Origin of the sequence: Brevibacterium ihuae (assembly GCF_900184225.1) — a bacterium.
Lineage (GTDB): Bacteria > Actinomycetota > Actinomycetes > Actinomycetales > Brevibacteriaceae > Brevibacterium > Brevibacterium ihuae.
The window spans coordinates 695,602-713,747 of record NZ_FXWZ01000002.1 but is presented as its reverse complement, the minus strand read 5'-3'; the positions used below and the strand labels follow the sequence as shown (position 1 = coordinate 713,747).

The following is an 18,146-nucleotide window of genomic DNA, read 5'->3' as shown; positions in this document are numbered from 1 at the left end:
GGGAATCGATCGATTCCCGCGGGCGCGCGGCGATTCAGCGGCCCCCGCCGGTACTCACTGCGCGGCGGTCGCCTGCCCGTAGCCCTCCGAGGGCTGCACGACGACGAAGCCGGGACCGTGGAACACGAGCTGGAAGCTCTCGCCGGAACCGCGCCCGAAGAACGAGCCGACGCTCACCGCGGACTTGATCGAGGGGGCGAGGTTCGCCGACCAGCACACGGCGGCCTGCGGGTCCACGAAGGTCGGGGTGCGCGAGCAGTCGAGGATCATCGGATCGCCGTGGCAGCACACGGCAGCGGTGCCGGTGCCCGACATCTCGAGGTTGAACAGCCCGGCACCGGCGGCCAGCGCGCCGACGCCCTTGATCCGCTTGATGTCCCAGGCGAGGTTCGCGTCGAAGGCGAGCAGGCTCGAGGAGTTGACGGTGAGCGCGTCGTGTCCGCCCTCGAGCTGCATCATGAAGATGTTCGCGGCCTGTCGGGCGAAGAACACCTCTCCGTGCCCCTCGACGCGCATCATGGGCGTGTCCTCGTTCGTCATCGCCTTCTTGAGGAACTGACCGACCGAGCTCGATCCCTGGTGGGTGAAGTCGACATTGCCCTGGTAGGCGACCATCGCGCCCTTCGTCGCGACCATCGGCGCGTCCGGGGTGACGAGAGCGCGCAGCATCTTCGACGACTGCAGCGTCCAGCGCTGGTTCGTCTCCTGTTCGGCGTGGCGCTTGGCAAAGAGCTCGCTTCGCATCGAAGCCTCCTGGGTGAGAGAAAGGGGAGCGCGGGCTCGTGCCCGCACTCCCCAGAGTAGATCCCCGCAGCCCCGGTGACGAGGACCCGGCGCTGCGGACCCGACTCAGCGCTGCGGATCCGCCTCGACGAACTCGACGTCGCTCACCGTGATCCCGGAATCCGGGGTCGGGGTGAGCTCCCAGTCGAGGACGCGGCCGGCGGCGCGCAGGTCCGTCTCCGCAAGCCTGATGAGGTCGATGATGCGCTCCTCGGCGGTGACCACCGCGTGCGCGATCTCGGTCTTCTGCGAGACCTTCGCCTCGGTCTTGGACCGTCGGACCTCGCCGAGGACCGCGGCGACATCGCTGAGCATCCCCTCCGGCGCCTCGGCCGCGGAGAACTCCGGCAGCGCCTCGGCGGTGGGCCAGGCGGCCCGGTGGACGGAGCCCTCCTGCCACCACGACCACACCTCTTCGGTGACGAACGGCGTGATCGGGGCGAAGAGCCGCAGCAGCACGTCGAGCGCGGTCGCGAGCGTCGCGTGGGCCGACAGCTGGGCCGCCTCCCCGTCCGCGCCGTAGGACCGGTCCTTGACGAGCTCGACGTAGTCGTCGGTGAACTCCCAGAAGAACGACTCCGCGGCACGGAGCATGTGCGCGTAGTCGTAGGCGGCCATATGGGTTCCGCAGGCGGCCACGGTCGAACGCAGCGACGTGAGCAGCGCGCGGTCGAGCGGCTCGGTGACGAGCTCCGCCCGGCCCACGAGGCCCGCGTGGACACCCTGGGCGAGGGCGAACTTCGAGGCGTTGAGCAGCTTCATCGCCAGGCGACGGCCGATCTGCATCTGTGCGACGTCATAGGCGGTGTCGGCGCCGAACCGGGCGCTCGCGGCCCAGTAGCGCACCGCGTCCGGTCCGAATCCGGGCTTCGCCTCCTGGAGGATGTCGCTCGGCACGACGACATTGCCCTTCGACTTCGACATCTTCTTGCGGTCCGGATCGAGGATCCAGCCCGACAGCGCGGCGTTCGTCCACGGGACCGAATCGTTGAGCGAGTGCGCGCGCACGACGGTGGAGAACAGCCAGGTCCGGATGATGTCGTGCCCCTGCGGCCGCAGGTCGAACGGGAACACCGTCTCGAACAGCGCCTCGTCGCGCGACCAGCCGCCGACGATCTGCGGGGTGAGCGAGGAGGTCGCCCAGGTGTCGAGGACGTCCGGGTCCCCGGTGAAGCCGCCGGGCTGATCGCGCTGCGACTCGTCGAATCCCGCGGGGGCCTGGGCCTGCGGGTCGACGGGCAGCGCCTCGTCCGCGGGCACGAGCGGGTCCGCGTAGTCGGGTGCGCCGTCGGCGTCGAGGCGGTACCACAGCGGGATCGGCACGCCGAAGTAGCGCTGGCGCGAGACGAGCCAGTCCCCGTTGAGGCCCTCGACCCAGTTCTCGTAGCGCGAGCGCATGAACCCGGGGTACCAGGTGAATTCCCGGCCGCGCTCGACGAGCGCGTCGCGCAGCTCGGCCGAGCGTCCGCCGTTGCGGATGTACCACTGGCGGCTGGTGACGACCTCGAGCGGCTTGTCGCCCTTCTCGTAGAACGGCACCGGATGGGTGATCGGCTCCGGGTCGGCGAGCAGGTCGCCGGACTCCCGGAGGAGCTCGGCGATGTCCTTGCGCGCCGTGAACGTCGTCTTGCCGGCGAGCTGCGCGTAGAGCTCCGCGGCATCGGCCTTGGGGGAGTCCGCGATCCACTCCGGGGTCTCGCGCACGAGGCGGCCGTCGCGGGTGATGACCGGCCGAGTGGGCAGGTCGAGCTCGCGCCACCAGGTGACGTCGGTGAGGTCGCCGAACGTGCACACCATCGCGATGCCGGTGCCCTTGTCGGCCTTCGCGAGCTCGTGGGCGCGGACCTCGACGGACACGCCGAACAGCGGGGACACCACGGTGGTGCCGAAGAACGGCCGGTAGCGCTCGTCGTCGGGATGGGCGACGAGGGCGACGACGGCGGGGATGAGCTCCGGGCGCGAGGTCACGATGACGATCGGGTCGACCGAGGTGTCCGCAGTGCCGTCCGCGGCAGCCGGGTGGAACGCCACCCGGTGGTAGGCGCCCTCCTTCTCGCGGTCCTCGAGCTCGGCCTGCGCGACGGCGGTGCCGAACGTCACGTCCCACATCGTCGGAGCGTCGGTCGAGTACGCGTGGCCGCCGGCGAGGTCGGCGAGGAACGCCCGCTGGCTCACCCCGCGCGCGGTGTCGTCGATCGTGCGGTAGGTGTACTTCCAGTCCACCGAGAGGCCGACCGACCGGAAGAGGTCCTCGAACACCTTCTCGTCCTCGGCGGACAGCTGCTCGCACAGCTCGATGAAGTTCTGGCGCGACACCGGCACGAAGTCGCGCGGGTTCTTCGCGGGCTTGGCCGGGGGTTCGAACTCCGGATCGTGGGGGAGGGAGGGCTCGCAGCGCACCCCGTAGTAGTTCTGCACCCGCCGCTCGGTGGGCAGCCCGTTGTCGTCCCACCCGAGCGGGTAGAACACGTTCTTGCCGGTCATCCGCTGGTAGCGGGCGATGATGTCGGTCTGGGTGTAGGAGAACACGTGCCCCACATGGAGCGATCCCGAAGCCGTGGGCGGCGGCGTGTCGATGGAGTAGACCGCGCTGCGCTCGGTGTCGGGCTCGAACGCGTAGACGCCGGTCTCACCCCACTTCGCGTCCCACTTGTCCTTGAGGCCCTCGAGGGCCGGCTTGTCCGGAAGATGCACCGAGTCATGTGTGCGTGAGGCAGGTTGATTCATAGTGCTCAGATTCTCCCATCGGTCCCGGTCCAGACCAAACACGGTGCGGGCGTGGCACGATGGGCGGTATGGGACTGTTCGCACGGGTGGGGGAGAGCAACCCCCCGGCCACATCCACCGGGTGGATGAACCCTGCGCGCTCGCTTGCGATCATCGCGGTCGTCGCGATCCACGCGATCGGCGACACCGTCGAGACCCGCTACACCGATTTCGGCACGGCGTCGTGGTGGCTCGCCAACGCGATCGACTCCTCGGCGCGCTGGTCGGTGCCGGTGTTCCTCATGATCGCCGGGGCCCTCGCCCTCGACCCGGTCAAGGGCGGACGGCCCCGCGAGTTCCTTCTCAAGCGGGTGTTCCGGATCGGGATCCCGCTCGTCGTGTGGACCGTGGTCTACGTCCTCTTCCGCCTCTACTACATGGGCGGCCGCGAATCCGACTGGGACCCGATCGTCGCGATCGTCTCCGGCTCGCCGTTCGTCCAGCTCTACTTCCTCTACGTCCTCGCCGGCCTCACCCTCCTCACCCCGTTCATGCGGCTGCTCTCGACGCACGGCTCGCGCCGGCTCCAATGGGCGACCGCGCTCATCCTCCTCGGCATCGGGATAGCCGACGAGATCTTCACCTCGGCATTCGGGATCGGTGAGCTCAACGCCGCGACCCGCTTCCTGCCGATGATGGGCTTCTACGTGCTCGGCTGGGTCATGCGCGACTGGGTCCTCACCCGCCGGCAGGCCGCGGTCGCGACGGCGGTGTTCGTCTCCGGAGTGCTCGCGACGTTCCTGTGGGCCGGGTTCGGGCCGGGGGAGAAGCCGTGGAAGTTCTCCTACGAGTACCTCTCGCCCATGGTCGTGGCGATGTCGCTCTCCGGCTACCTGCTCCTCCACTTCTCCATGCGGTCGGGCTTCACGCTCCTCCACCGGATCTACCCGTACTCCTTCGGCGTGTTCCTCCTCCACCCGCTGCTCCTCTTCCCCATGCGCACGCTCATCGGCGGTCCGGTGAGCGTGGGCGACGTCGCGCTCCACGGCCTCGTGCTGCCCATCGTCTACACCGTGGTGTGCACCGTCCTCACCATCGTCGCACTGAGGATCCCGCTCGTCCGCGCGGCGTTCGGCGAGGGGAGGCCGCCGCAGGCCTGGCTGCGAGCCGCCGCGGACGAGGACGCCCACGAGGGGACCGCCTCGGGTCCGGCGCCGGCCGGGAAAGGACCCGGCGCCCGCCGTGGCGGCGGGCCCGGGCCCGGCGACCGTGGATCCGGTGCCCGCGGGTCCGGCGATCCCGGGACCGGAGGCACCGGGTCGGGAGGCACCGGCGATGGTCCGACCGCCCGCTGAGACCGCTGCGGTCCGGTGCGCGGGACGCGCGAGTCCGCCTCCGAGGCCGCCGCGTATCCGGTGCGCCGGGTGCGGGCCCAGAGGGTCCGACGCCGGTGACCGGTAGGCTGGCCGCAGGAAGACCTGCCCCACGATCTCTGGAGGAGCCATGTCCACTCTGCGCGCCGTCGTCACCGGAGCGAGCTCGGGAATCGGAGCGGCCACCGTCCGCCGCCTGCGGCAGGAGGGCTGGGACGTCGTCGCCGTCGCCCGCCGCGAGGACCGCCTCGAGGAGCTCGCCGCGGAGACCGGAGCCGAGGTCGTCGTCGCCGACATGACGAGCGATGCCGACGTCGCCCGGATGGCCGAGCAGGTCGTCGCCGGCGGACCGGTCAACGCTCTCGTCGCCAATGCCGGATTCGCCCTCCGCACCGACTCCGTCGCCGAGGCCGATGTCGAGGGCTGGCGGCAGATGTTCGACATCAACGTCCTCGGGGTCGTGCGCTGCGTCAAGGCGCTCCTCCCCGCGCTCGTCGAATCCGGCCGCGGCGACATCGTCGTGATGTCCTCGACGGCCGGGCACCAGGCGTACGAGGGCGGCGGGGGATACGTCGCCGCCAAGCACGGGTCCCATTCGACCGCGGCCACCCTGCGCCTCGAGCTCGCCGGCCAGCCCGTGCGGGTCATCGAGATCGCCCCGGGCATGGTCGCAACGGAGGAGTTCTCCCGCAAGCGGCTCGGATCGCAGGAGAAGGCCGACAAGGTCTACGAGGGCGTGGAGACCCCCCTCACCGCCGAGGACTGCGCCGACGCGGTCGTCTACACCCTCACCCGCCCCCATCACTTCAACGTCGATCTCATGGTGATCCGCCCGATCGCCCAGGCCGCCCAGCACAAGGTCGCCCGCCACCAGGGCCTCTGAGCCCACCGGCCCGCACGGCTCCCGGACCGGCGCCGAGCACGCGCCCGCATGGGCTAGACTGGGGAACTGCGTCGATCCGGCCATCACCGGGGAGCATCCGGAAGAACCGCTGTGCGCGGTGCGTCGAGCTCGCACCGTCGGCAGCCCAGTAGAACCGGACGGGTGGGCCCGTCATCGCCTGCAGGAATGAGCGATCCGCTCGCCCGGGACCCCGGGTCGGTCGGATAAGCGGGGTGGTACCGCGGCAGTGATGTCGTCCTCGCACGGATCGAACCGACACACCATCGAACCGGACCACAAGGACGCTCATGACCGATCACACCTCCTCCCCGATCTACCCCAAGCGGAGCACCTCCGCCCTCGGACTCACCTCCTCGCCGCGGTTCCCCGCGATCGAGGCCGACGTGCTCGAGTTCTGGAACACCGACGGCACCTTCCAGGCCTCGATCGACAACCGGGACGCCGGGGAGAACGGCGAGAACGAGTTCGTCTTCTACGACGGCCCGCCCTTCGCCAACGGGCTCCCGCACTACGGCCACCTCCTCACCGGGTACGTCAAGGACGTCGTCCCGCGCTACCAGACCATGCGGGGCAAGCGCGTCGAGCGCCGCTTCGGCTGGGACACCCACGGGCTGCCCGCCGAGCTCGAGGCCGAGCGGCAGCTCGGCATCACCGACAAGTCCCAGATCTCGGACATGGGCATCGCCGAATTCAACGCCGCCTGCCGCTCCTCGGTGCTCGAGTACACCGACGAATGGCAGGAGTACGTCACGCGGCAGGGCCGCTGGGTCGACTTCGACAACGACTACAAGACGCTCAACGTCGAGTACATGGAGAGCGTCATCTGGGCGTTCAAGCAGCTCTGGGACAAGGGGCTCGTGTACGAGGGCTACCGCGTCCTCCCGTACTGCTGGCGCGACCAGACCCCGCTGTCCAACCACGAGCTGCGGATGGACGACGACGTCTACAAGATGCGCCAGGACCCGTCGGTGACGATCGGCTACCGCCTCCTCGACCGCGTGGAGCTGCGCACCGGGAGGCCCGAGGTCGACGACGCCGACCAGTTCGTCCTCATCTGGACCACGACGCCGTGGACCGTGCCGAGCAACCAGGCAGTCGCGGCGAACCCGGGCGTCGAGTACGTCGCGGTCCTCCCGGGGGAGGACGCCGCGCCCGAGGTGCGGGGGAAGGTCCTCGTCCTCGCCCGCGAGCGCCTCGCCGCCTACGCCCGCGAGCTCGGCGCCGAGCCCGAGCTCGTCGCCGCGGTCCCGGGCCCCGACCTCGCCGGGCGCCGCTACGAGCCGCCGTTCCCGTATTTCGAGGGCCGGCAGGACGAGTTCGGCGAGCGCATGCACACGATCCTCGAAGCCGACTTCGTCACCACCGACGACGGCACCGGGATCGTCCACCAGTCGCCGGCCTTCGGTGAGGAGGACAAGCTCCTCACCGACACCTACGGCATCCGCGCGGTGTGCCCGGTCGACGACAGCGGCTGCTTCGAGCACCCGGTCGACGACTACGCCGGACAGCAGGTGTTCGACGCGAACAAGGCGATCATCGCCGACCTCAAGCACGGCACCGGCCCGGTCGCCGGGCGCGCCGCCGTGCTCGTGCGCCACGAGACCTACGAGCACTCGTACCCCCACTGCTGGCGCTGCCGGAACCCCCTGATCTACCGTGCGGTGTCGAGCTGGTTCGTCTCGGTGTCGACCTTCAAGGACCGGATGGTCGAGCTCAACGAGCAGATCACCTGGGTCCCGGAGAACGTCAAGCACGGGCAGTTCGGCACCTGGCTGTCGAACGCCCGGGACTGGTCGATCTCGCGCAACCGGTTCTGGGGCTCGCCGATCCCCGTCTGGGTGTCCGACGATCCGGAGCACCCGCGCACCGACGTCTACGGCTCGCTCGCGGAGCTCGAGGCGGACTTCGGTCGCCTGCCGCGCAATGAGAAGGGCGAGCCCGATCTCCACCGGCCGTTCATCGACGAGCTCACCCGCCCCAACCCCGACGACCCGACGGGGCGCTCGACGATGCGCCGCGTGACCGACGTCCTCGACGTGTGGTTCGATTCCGGGTCGATGAGCTACGCGCAGGTCCACTACCCGTTCGAGAACGCCGACTGGTTCGACCACCACTTCCCCGGGGACTTCATCGTCGAGTACATCGGGCAGACGCGCGGCTGGTTCTACACCCTCCACGTGCTCGCCACCGCGGTGTTCGACCGCCCGGCGTTCCTCAACTGCATCTCCCACGGCATCGTCCTCGGCTCCGACGGGCAGAAGATGTCGAAGAGCCTGCGGAACTACCCCGACGTCAACGAGGTGCTCGACCGCGACGGATCCGACGCGATGCGCTGGTTCCTCATGTCGAGCCCGATCCTGCGCGGGGGCAACCTCATCGTCACCGAGCAGGGCATCCGCGACGGCGTGCGACAGGTCATCCTCCCGCTGTGGAACGCCTGGCACTTCTTCGCGACGTACTCGAACTCCGCCGACGCCGACAGCGGGGAGAAGACCGGCTACGCCGCCCGTCCCCGCTACGAGTCGAGCCAGGTGCTCGACCGCTACGCGCTCGCCAAGACGCACGACTTCCTCCTCGCCTTCCAGGAGCGGATGGACGTCTACGACATCTGGGGCGCATGCGATCTCGTGCGGGAGCACCTCGACATGTTCACCAACTGGTACGTGCGCCGCTCGCGCCGCCGGTTCTGGGACGGCTCCGCGGAGACCCGGGAGACCTTCGACGTGTTCTACACGTGCTTCGAGGCGTTCCTCCGGGCCGCCGCGCCGCTCATCCCCTTCACCATCGAGGAGATCTACCGCGGACTCACCGGCGAGCGCTCGGTCCACCTCGCCGACTACCCGGATGCGAGCGCGTTCCGCGCCGACCCCGAGCTCGTCGCCGCGATGGACCGCACCCGCGAGGTGTGCTCGACGGGCTCGAGCCTCCGCAAGGCCCACCAGCTGCGCGTGAGGCTGCCGCTCGCCGGACTCACCGTCGCGAGCGACACCGCTCTGGGCGAGGAGTTCACCGCGATCATCGCCGACGAGCTCAACGTCCGCGAGGTCAGCGTGCTGCCCCTCGAGCAGGCCGCCGCGGCGGGCTTCACCCTCGAGCAGAAGCTCACCGTCAACGCCCGCGCGGCCGGACCGCGCCTGGGCAAGCAGGTGCAGCAGGCGATCAAGGGCTCGAAGACCGGCGACTGGTCGGTCGCGGACGGCGTCGTCACCGCCGGCGGCATCGAGCTCGTCGACGGGGAGTACGCCCTCGAGGAGGTCGCGGACGCCGGCGGCACGGATGCCGCGCTCGCCGCGATGCACACCGGCTTCGTCGCGCTCGACACGACGGTGACCCCGGAGCTCGCGGCCGAGGGGGCCGCGCGCGACACCGTGCGCGCGATCCAGAACGCCCGCAAGCAGCTCGATCTCAACGTCTCCGATCGCATCCGGGTGACGATCTCCGCTCCGGAGACCGCGCTCGAACCGCTGCGCGCGCACCTCGACCTCGTCAGGGGCGAGACGCTCACCACCGAGCTCGAGCTCACTCTGGAGCCGCTCACGGACGCGACGGACGTGTTCCCGGCCGGGGAGCTCCATCCCGACGCCCGCCTGCAGGTGAGCCGCGCATGACCGAGGACACTCCCGCTCCGGACGCGGACGCCCCGCTGACGCCGCTCGTCCCCGACGACCCGGACGCGGCCGCGCTCGAGGCGGTCGCCGGGGACGGCGATCCCGGGCCGCTGCCGGACGCGCCGCGCGGCACCTCCGAGCTCGCCCGCGTCTACGCCGCGCTCCTCGCACGGGCCGGCGAGACGATGGTCGAACCGCGGCTCGATGCCACCCGGCGGGCCTGCGAGCTGCTCGGCGACATCCACACCGCGGCCCCGGTCATCACCATCACCGGGACCAACGGCAAGACCTCGACCGCCCGCATGGTCGATGCGCTCCTCACCGCCCACGGACTGCGGGTGGGCCGGTTCACCAGCCCGCACCTCCACCGCGTGACCGAGCGCATCTCCGTGGACTCCGCCGAGGTCGCCGAACCGGTCTTCGTCCGGATCCACGACGAGATCGCCCCGGTGCTCGCCGTCGTCGACGCCGAGCTCGACGCCGTCGGCCGAGCGCGCCTGACCTTCTTCGAGGCGCTCACCGTGCTCGCGTTCGCGGTGTTCGCCGACGCGCCGGTCGATGTCATGGTGCTCGAGGTCGGCATGGGCGGCGAATGGGACTCGACCAACGTCGCCGACGCCCAGGTGTGCGGCTTCAGCCCGGTCGGCTTCGATCACATGGCCCACCTCGGGCCCGACCTCACCGCCATCGCGACCACGAAGGCGGGAATCCTCGACCGCACGGTCGACCCGAGCCCCGCTCCGGATCCCGTCGCCGTGGTCGCCGTGCAGGAGCCCGAGGCCGAGCGCGCGCTCGCCGCGCAGATCGCCGCCCGCGGCGTGCGCGCCGTCTGGGAGGACCGGGACTTCGCGGTGGTTGCGCGGGAGAAGGCCGTCGACGGCCAGCTCCTCACCGCCCGCGGGGCCGTCGGCTCCTACCCGGACCTCTTCCTGCCCCTCCATGGGGCGCACCAGGTCCACAACGCCGCCCTCGCGCTCGCGATCTGCGAGCAGTTCCTGTCAGACGGGGAGAAGCCGCTCGATGCGGAGACCGTCGCACAGGGGTTCTCCCAGGTCGACTCGCCCGGGCGGGCCGAGATCCTGCGGAGCGAGCCGACGATCCTCGTCGACGGCGCCCACAATCCGGCGGGTGCCCGGGTGCTCGCCGACACCATCGCCGAGGCGTTCGACTTCCGCGAGGTCGTCGGCGTGCTCGCGATGTTCGGGGACAAGGATCCCCACGGCGTCCTCGAGCACGTCCACCGCTTCGCCGACCGCGTCGTCGTCACCGAGGCGGTGTCGCCGCGCGCCATGCCGGTCGACGAACTCGCCGCAGCCGCCGCCGAGTGGTGGGATCCCGACGACGTGCTGCGCGCGGAGGACCTCAACGCCGCGCTCATGCAGGCGATCGACCTCGCGCTCGCCGACGGCGAACCCGGCATCGGGATCGTCGTCACCGGTTCGCTCGCCACGGTGGCCGAGGCGCGCACGCTGCTCGGCCGGAAGGACGCCTGATGACCGATGTGAATCGCCACTCGGCCGGGGACCGGCGCGCGGAGAGCGGGACCGCCGGGACTCCGGAGGCCGGCGGCCGGAAGAAGTCGAAGATCCCGCTCATGTGCGCGACGATCCTCGTGAGCGAGGTCCTCGTCGTCTACTTCGCGGCGCTCGTCGGCTTCGGGCTGCGCCCCGTGCCCTTCGGCTGGGTGATCGGCGGCGCGACTGCGATCGCGGCGCTGTGCATCCTCGCGGCGGCCCTGCTCCCGCGGTACCGCGGCCAGGCGCGCCCGGGCATCGCGCTCGGCTGGATCGCCCAGGTGCTCATCCTCCTCAGCGGCTTCGTCATGCCCTCGATGTTCTTCGTCGGCGCGGTGTTCGCCGTGCTGTGGGGAGCGGCGGTCTACTGGGGCCGCCGGATGGATCGCGAACTCACCGCCTGGGGCCGCTGAGTCCCGGGGCGGCCTCACCCGGACGCAGCGCCGGGGCCTCCCGGGCGCGGAGCGCAGGCTCCGGCCGTGGGGTGCGCACCCGTCGATGAACTAGACTGTTCGCGGCCCCTGCGCGCGAACCCCTCGGCGTTCGCCGACCGAGATCTCTGAAGGAGAACACCCGTGACCGAACGCACTCTGGTGCTCATCAAACCCGATGGAGTCGAGCGCGGCCTCATCGGCGCGATCGTCGCCCGGATCGAGGCGAAGGGCTACGGCATCGAGCGCCTCGAGCTCGTCCAGGCGACCGGCGACCAGCTCGCGGCCCACTACGCTGAGCACGAGGGCAAGCCGTTCTACCCGCCGCTCGTCGAGTTCATGGCCGCCGGTCCGCTCGTCGCGCTCGTGGCGACCGGCCACGGCGTGATCCAGGGATTCCGCTCGCTCGCCGGGCAGACCGATCCGACGACGGCAGCGCCCGGGACGATCCGCGGCGACCTCGGCCGCGACTGGGGCCTGAATGTCCAGAAGAACCTCGTCCACGGCTCCGACTCCGAGGAGTCCGCCGCTCGCGAGATCGCGATCTGGTTCCCCGAGGCCTGAGCGCCTCAGCGAGGGACTGCGGTTCCCCGCGACCTCCACCACTGAACTGCGCGGTATCTCCCGATCTGCGCGCCATTGCGCGCAGATCGGGAGATACCGCGCAGTCGACGTCTATGGGGTGGAGGGCCCGCACAGTCGGCGACGGTGGGTGCACGGAGGTGCGAGCGGAGGGAACTGGGCCGTGCGGGGTGGGCTCAGCCGATGAGCGAGCCGAAGTACACCCAGAAGCGGAACACGATCGAGGCATAGATGAGGAGCATCCACAGGATCGCGATGAGGAGCGCGGTGCCGGCGAAGGCGGCGACGAATCCGTTGTCGCGCAGTCCGCGGCCGAGGTTCCCCGCGAGCACGTTGTATCCGGTGACGACGCAGAACATCGGGATCGTCACCGTCCACACGACGATGCACCAGGGGCAGCCGATCCCGATGACGAAGATCGACGAGTAGTACAGGTACATCACGAGCACCGTGCCCGCGAGCAGGCCGATGTTCAGACCGACCATGACCCAGCCGGGGATCGGCGTGCGGGTGATGAGGAGGACGCCGAGGAGGAGCGGGAAGATGAAGGCGGCGATCCCGAGGAACTGATTGGGGAAGCCGAAGATCTGCGACTGCTCGAACGCCATGACGCTGCCGCACGAGAAGAACGGGTTGAAGTCGCACGACAGCCGCGCCGACGGGTTCTCGAGGAGTTCGACCTTGTCGACGGAGAGCTCGAACGAGGCGAGGAAGCCGATGACGGAGGTGACGACGAGGAAGATCCCGAGGGGCCTCTCGCGCATGAACCACGGCCCGCGAGGCCGGACGGCAGAGCCGTGGAGCTCGGGGTCGAAGCCGTCGTGGTGCTCGGACTCGTCGGTGTGCGTCAGTCGTGTGCTCACCCGAAAAGGATGCACCCGCTCCGGGCAGGCGCACAAACCCGGGAGGGCGCGGCGGCGCCGTCCGGCCCGCCCGGGGGAGACGCTCCTCAGGGGTCTGACAGGCGCGCTGTGACATAATGGTTCCGGCGACCCGCCCACCACACCGGGCAGGTCTCCCGCTTCCACCGAGCCGAACCCCGACTCCGGCAGGTCACAAGACGAAGCGGCACGGACACAGGCCACCGCGCCGGTACGAATCGCGCGAGCCGCCCGTGCACACCCCAGGTTTTCGGTCCGGGTGCGAACCCGGACACCGGTCCAACCGCAGCGCAGGCGAATCGGTGTGGCGTCCGCAGCTCGGTACAAGGAGCTCTACCAGCCATGACGAACACCCCCGACGAACAGCAGGATCCCACCGCCGGGATCCTCGCCGATCTCGAGAATCTCCGCGCCGCGCGCAACACGCGGTCCGACTCCAGCACGGTCGACGACAGCACCCGCGCCCGGCTCGACTCGATCGCCGAAGCCGCCGGCTCCCTCCGCGAGCCCGCCGCGCCGTCACGCGCGGAGGCGCCCGGTCAGCAGCGGAGCGACACCCCGGCCGCCGAAGCCGCTCCGCGCTCGGCGCGCTCGGCGGTGGCGAATCGCGGACTCGTCTTCGAGTCCGCGGTGAGCGCATCCGCCGGGTCACAGGACGACCGGGCCGACGACGGATCCCGGACCGCCGGCGCCGGCGGGTCCGGAGAAGCGCCGCGGGTCGATCCTCGCAACCCCTTCTCCTTCAACCAGGTCTTCTCCGCCGCGGACGAGCCGGTGACCTTCGAGCCCGCGCCGATCCCGACCGGCGGCGGACTCCTCTTCCAGGCGCCGCAGCCCGAGCTCGGCCAGCAGGTCGACCCCGAATGGGACGAGGACGACGAGGACACCGAGGACGTCGACGACCAGGACGGCGACGACACCGACGACGATGACGATGAGGACGATCGCCGCTCCCGGTCCCGCGGCCGCAGCCGCCGCGGCTCGGGACGCCGCTCCTCCGGGTCCGACCGCGATGACTCCGACGACGTCGAGGACTCGGACGATTCCGATGACTCCGATGACGACGACTCCGATGACGACGGACAGCGCCGGCGCCGCCGCCGGGGAGGCCGCGGACGCCGCTCGCGCAGCCGCGACCAGAGCTCCGACGATGCCTCGGATGACGACTCCGACGACGATTCCGAGAACGGCTCCGACGATTCGAGCGACCGCAGCGGCGGATCGCGCCGCTCGCGCCGGCGCTCCCAGCGCGGCTCCGGCGGGGAGTCCCAGCAGTCCGACGGAGGTCGGGATCAGGGCGGTCGGCAGGATCGGGACGCCGAGGGCTCGGACGGCGACGACTCCGACGACGATTCCGGCAGCCGCCGTCGTCGTCGCACCCGGAGCCGGAAGTCCGGCGGAACGGGTGGGACCGACGACAGCCAGGTGACCGGAGTCAAGGGCTCGACCCGCCTCGAGGCGAAGCGCCAGCGCCGTCGCGAGGGACGCGAGGCCGGCCGCCGCCGACCGGTCATCACCGAGGCGGAGTTCCTCGCCCGGCGCGAATCCGTCGAGCGCACCATGCTCGTCCGCGAGAACGCCGGCCGCACCCAGCTCGTCGTGCTCGAGGACGGCATCGCCGTCGAGCACTACCTCAGCGAGGACCGGGCCCAGGCCTCGATCATCGGCAACGTCTACCTCGGCAAGGTGCAGAACGTGCTGCCGAGCATGGAGGCGGCCTTCGTCGACATCGGCAAGGGCCGCAACGCGGTGCTCTACGCCGGTGAGGTCAACTGGGACGTCCTCGGCATGGAGGGCAAGCCGCGCCGCATCGAGGTCGCGCTCAACCCCGGCGACTCGGTGCTCGTGCAGGTGACCAAGGATCCGATCGGGCACAAGGGCGCCCGGCTGACGAGCCAGGTCTCGCTGCCCGGTCGCTTCCTCGTCTACGTGCCCGGCAACTCGATGACCGGCATCTCGCGCAAGCTGCCCGACACCGAGCGCCAGCGCCTCAAGAAGGCGCTCAAGGAGCTCGTCCCCGAGTCCTCGGGCGTCATCGTGCGCACCGCAGCCGAGGGCGCCTCGGAGACCGAGCTCGGCCGCGACGTCGAGCGCCTGTCGAAGCGCTGGGAGTCGATCGAGAAGAAGTCGAAGTCGACGAAGGTGCAGGCGCCGCAGCTCCTCTACAGCGAGCCGGACATGACCGTGCGGATCATCCGCGACGTGTTCAACGAGGACTTCACCGCCCTCGTCGTCGACGGCGATGCGGCCTGGGACACCATCAGCGAGTACGTCGAGGCCGTCGCGCCCGACCTCGTCGACCGGGTGAGCCGCTACGACGCCGAGGGCGACATCTTCGAGCACTACCGGGTCGCCGAACAGATCGACAAGGCGCTCGAGCGCAAGGTCAACCTGCCCTCCGGCGGTTCGCTCGTCATCGACCGCACCGAGGCGATGACCGTCATCGACGTCAACACCGGCAAGTTCACCGGCTCCGGAGGCAACCTCGAGGAGACGGTGACGAAGAACAACCTCGAGGCGGCCGAGGAGGTCATCCGGCAGCTGCGTCTGCGCGACATCGGCGGGATCATCGTCGTCGACTTCATCGACATGGTCCTCGAATCGAACCGCGACCTCGTCGTGCGGCGCCTCGTCGAATGCCTGGGCCGCGACCGGACCAAGCACCAGGTCGCCGAGGTCACCTCGCTCGGCCTCGTCCAGATGACCCGGAAGCGGATCGGCACCGGCCTGGCAGAATCGCTCGCCCAGGCCGGGGAGGACCTGTCCGGGCGCGGCCTCCTGCTGCCCGGGACGGAGCCCGACCAGTCGGGTCGCGGGCAGTCGCAGTCGAAGTCCCAGCGCCGCCGTCGCGGCCAGGACTCGCGCAATCAGGACGGGCGCGGGAAGGACCAGCGCGCGAAGTCCGAGTCCGAGGCGATCGACGAGGAGAAGCAGGACGCGTCGCGCTCGGCGGTCGCCGCGATCGCGAAGGCGACCCTGAAGAAGGACGACGCCGACGAGCCCGCTGCGCAGCCCGAGGCGTCAGGCGCCGGATCCGCAGAGCCGGACGAGCGCACCGACGCCGGAGGCCGTCAGGAGAAGAGGTCGAGCCGCCGCGGCGGCAGGCGCGGACGCCGGAAGTCCGAGCAGGGCGACGACACCCCGACGACGGCGAGCGACTCGTCTGCGGCGGCCACCGCACCCGACGCGGGCGCGGAATCCGGGGCACCGGCGACCGCATCCGAGGAGCCGAGCGCCCGACCCGAGGAGCCGGCCGCAGAACCCGCCTCCGACGCCCGCGAGGGCGAAGTGCCGCGGGCGAAGCGCACGCGGACCCCGCGTCCGAAGCGCACGCCGGCTGAGCCCACCGGACCGGCGCCGCTGATGATCGGTGCGGAGTCTGCGACCCGTGTGCAGGAGGCCCCGGCGGCGCCGGAGAAGCCTGCCGCGCCGCAGGCTGAGCAGAAGCGGACGGAGAAGCCGGCGGCCGAGCCGGAGCCGGCGAAGCCCGCGCTGCCCGTGCTCATGATCGGCATGGAGGACTGACGTCCGGCCCGCAGCGCCGGCCGACCGCCGTGCGACGGGGCGTCTCCTGATTCCAGGAGGCGCCCCGTCGCACTTCCCGCCAGGGCCGATACAGGGCTCTCGGACCGGCGGCGGATGCCGGTGGTGTGAGCTAGGTAACAGTTGAGTAACCAAACCCGGCACCCCCGCGCCCCAACTTGATTCAGGTCACAATCTCGTGGAGCTTAGTGAACCATGAGTGATCAATTAGCAATGGCTGACATCCTCGCAGCCGAGACGTCCACGATCGAGCAGCAGGTCGACGGCTTCCTCAGCCCGTTCGTCACCGCCTTCTCGAACATCATCTTCTTCCCGCTCACCATCGGTTCGTTGAGCTTCCCCATCGTGGTGGCCTGGCTCATCATCGGTGCGCTGATCTTCACGATCTACTTCGGCTTCATCCAGTTCCGCGGCTTCGGCGTCGCGCTCGAGGTGGTCCGCGGCAAGTACTCGTCGAAGGACGATCCGGGTGAGGTCACCCACTTCCAGGCCCTCGCCTCGGCGCTGTCCGGCACCGTCGGCCTCGGCAACATCGCCGGTGTGGGCGCCGCGATCGCCATGGGCGGCCCCGGCGCGACCTTCTGGATGATCCTCGCCGGCCTCCTCGGCATGGCGACGAAGTTCGTCGAGTGCACCCTCGGCGTCAAGTACCGGACCATCGATTCCGACGGCATCGTCCACGGCGGACCGTTCAAGTACCTGCCCGTCGCGTTCAAGAAGTTCTCCACCCCGGTCGCCACCGTCCTCACCGGCGTGTTCGCGATCGCCATCCTCCTGTTCGGCGTCGCCGGCGGCGGCATGTTCCAGGCCAACCAGACCTTCGCCCAGCTCAAGAACGTCACCGGCGGCGACGAGGGGATCCTCGGCGGCCAGTGGGCCGGCCTCATCGTCGGCATCATCATCGCCGTCCTCGTCGGCCTCGTCATCATCGGCGGCATCCGGTCGATCGGCAAGGTCACCGACAAGCTCGTCCCCGCGATGGCGATCCTCTACGTCGTGTCCTGCCTCATCGTCCTCATCGGCAACATCGGCCACATCCCGGCCGCCTTCGGCGAGATCATCTCCGGCGCCTTCAGCCCGCAGGGCGTGGCCGGCGGCTTCATCGGCGTCATGATCGTCGGCTTCCAGCGTGCGGCGTTCTCCAACGAGGCCGGCATCGGCTCGGCCCCGATCGCCCACTCCGCGGTGAAGACCCGTCGCCCCGTCTCGGAGGGCTTCGTCGCTCTGCTCGAGCCGTTCATCGATACCGTCGTCGTGTGTACGATGACCGCGCTGACGATCATCATCGCCGACCAGGCCTCGTACACCCAGGCGCAGCAGGACTACCAGGCGGAGGGCGTCTCGCCCGACGGCGTCACGCTCGTGTCCGACGCGTTCTCGACGATCGCCGGCTGGTGGCCGATCCTCCTTGCCATCGCCGTCACCCTGTTCGCCTTCTCCACCCTCATCACCTGGGCGTACTACGGCGAGAAGGCCTGGCACTACCTGTTCGGGCGTCGCAAGGCCACCGACCTGGTGTTCCGCCTCATCCTCATGGCGTTCATCATCATCGGCTGTGTCGCGACCTTCGGCCAGGTCGTCAACTTTGCCGATGCCGCGCTGTTCATGTGTGCCTTCATCAACATCCTCGGCCTCTACATGCTCATGCCGGTGGTCAAGCGCGAGATGAAGAAGTACCTTGCCGATCGCAAGGCCGGCACCCTGCACGAGCTCGGCGCCGAGGACGAGGCGGAGCTCCACCAGATCCGCGAGGAGCAGGGCAACCTGTGATCGCAGCGATCTGACGCCTCGCCCGAGAGCGAGACGCACGGAGGCCGGAAC

At 70.2% G+C, this 18,146-nt stretch carries 11 protein-coding genes; 8 read left to right on the top strand and 3 right to left on the bottom strand.

Going from position 1 to position 18,146, the window contains the following annotated elements:
* Positions 1-54: 54 nt before the first annotated feature.
* Both C1A17_RS03295 and valS read right to left on the bottom strand, forming a co-directional pair.
* Entirely contained in the window at positions 55-744 is a 690-nt protein-coding gene (locus C1A17_RS03295; protein WP_101650680.1) for an AIM24 family protein, read from the bottom strand.
* 105 nt (positions 745-849) lie between these two features.
* The gene (gene valS / locus C1A17_RS03290) at positions 850-3,510 is read right to left on the bottom strand and encodes a valine--tRNA ligase (RefSeq protein WP_101650679.1); all 2,661 of its coding nucleotides are present in this window, start codon (positions 3,508-3,510) and stop codon (positions 850-852) included.
* Between the two features lie 68 nt (positions 3,511-3,578).
* Here valS and C1A17_RS03285 point away from each other — a divergent pair, with 68 nt between their 5' ends.
* From C1A17_RS03285 to ndk, 6 genes are all read left to right on the top strand, one after another.
* The gene (locus C1A17_RS03285; protein ID WP_180953196.1) at positions 3,579-4,844 is read left to right on the top strand and encodes an acyltransferase; all 1,266 of its coding nucleotides are present in this window, start codon (positions 3,579-3,581) and stop codon (positions 4,842-4,844) included.
* Positions 4,845-4,992: 148 nt separating this feature from the next.
* On the top strand, positions 4,993-5,745 hold the full coding sequence (locus C1A17_RS03280; protein ID WP_101650678.1) for an SDR family oxidoreductase: 753 nt from the start codon (positions 4,993-4,995) through the stop codon (positions 5,743-5,745).
* 308 nt (positions 5,746-6,053) lie between these two features.
* Positions 6,054-9,374, top strand: coding sequence for an isoleucine--tRNA ligase (ileS, locus tag C1A17_RS03275; RefSeq protein ID WP_101650677.1), 3,321 nt, complete (start codon positions 6,054-6,056; stop codon positions 9,372-9,374).
* Complete coding sequence (locus C1A17_RS03270) at positions 9,371-10,867, top strand: bifunctional folylpolyglutamate synthase/dihydrofolate synthase (RefSeq protein ID WP_101650674.1); 1,497 nt, start codon at positions 9,371-9,373, stop codon at positions 10,865-10,867. Before ileS ends, C1A17_RS03270 begins: the two co-directional genes overlap by 4 nt.
* Positions 10,867-11,301, top strand: coding sequence for a DUF4233 domain-containing protein (locus C1A17_RS03265; RefSeq protein WP_101650672.1), 435 nt, complete (start codon positions 10,867-10,869; stop codon positions 11,299-11,301). The genes C1A17_RS03270 and C1A17_RS03265 overlap by 1 nt, the downstream gene beginning before the upstream one ends.
* 162 nt (positions 11,302-11,463) lie before the next feature.
* Positions 11,464-11,883, top strand: coding sequence for a nucleoside-diphosphate kinase (gene ndk, locus C1A17_RS03260; protein WP_101650671.1), 420 nt, complete (start codon positions 11,464-11,466; stop codon positions 11,881-11,883).
* Positions 11,884-12,077: 194 nt separating this feature from the next.
* On the opposite strand, the gene C1A17_RS03255 is transcribed toward ndk, so the two are convergent.
* The gene (locus tag C1A17_RS03255; RefSeq protein WP_245873398.1) at positions 12,078-12,764 is read right to left on the bottom strand and encodes a vitamin K epoxide reductase family protein; all 687 of its coding nucleotides are present in this window, start codon (positions 12,762-12,764) and stop codon (positions 12,078-12,080) included.
* Positions 12,765-13,124: 360 nt separating this feature from the next.
* Between C1A17_RS03255 and C1A17_RS03250 the strand changes: the two genes are divergently transcribed.
* A complete protein-coding gene (locus C1A17_RS03250; protein WP_101650670.1) occupies positions 13,125-16,307 on the top strand; it encodes an Rne/Rng family ribonuclease in 3,183 nt (1,060 codons plus the stop codon).
* A 231-nt stretch (positions 16,308-16,538) separates the two neighbouring features.
* Positions 16,539-18,095, top strand: a complete 1,557-nt coding sequence (locus C1A17_RS03245; RefSeq protein ID WP_245873397.1) for an alanine/glycine:cation symporter family protein — start codon at positions 16,539-16,541, stop codon at positions 18,093-18,095.
* Positions 18,096-18,146: the final 51 nt, after the last annotated feature.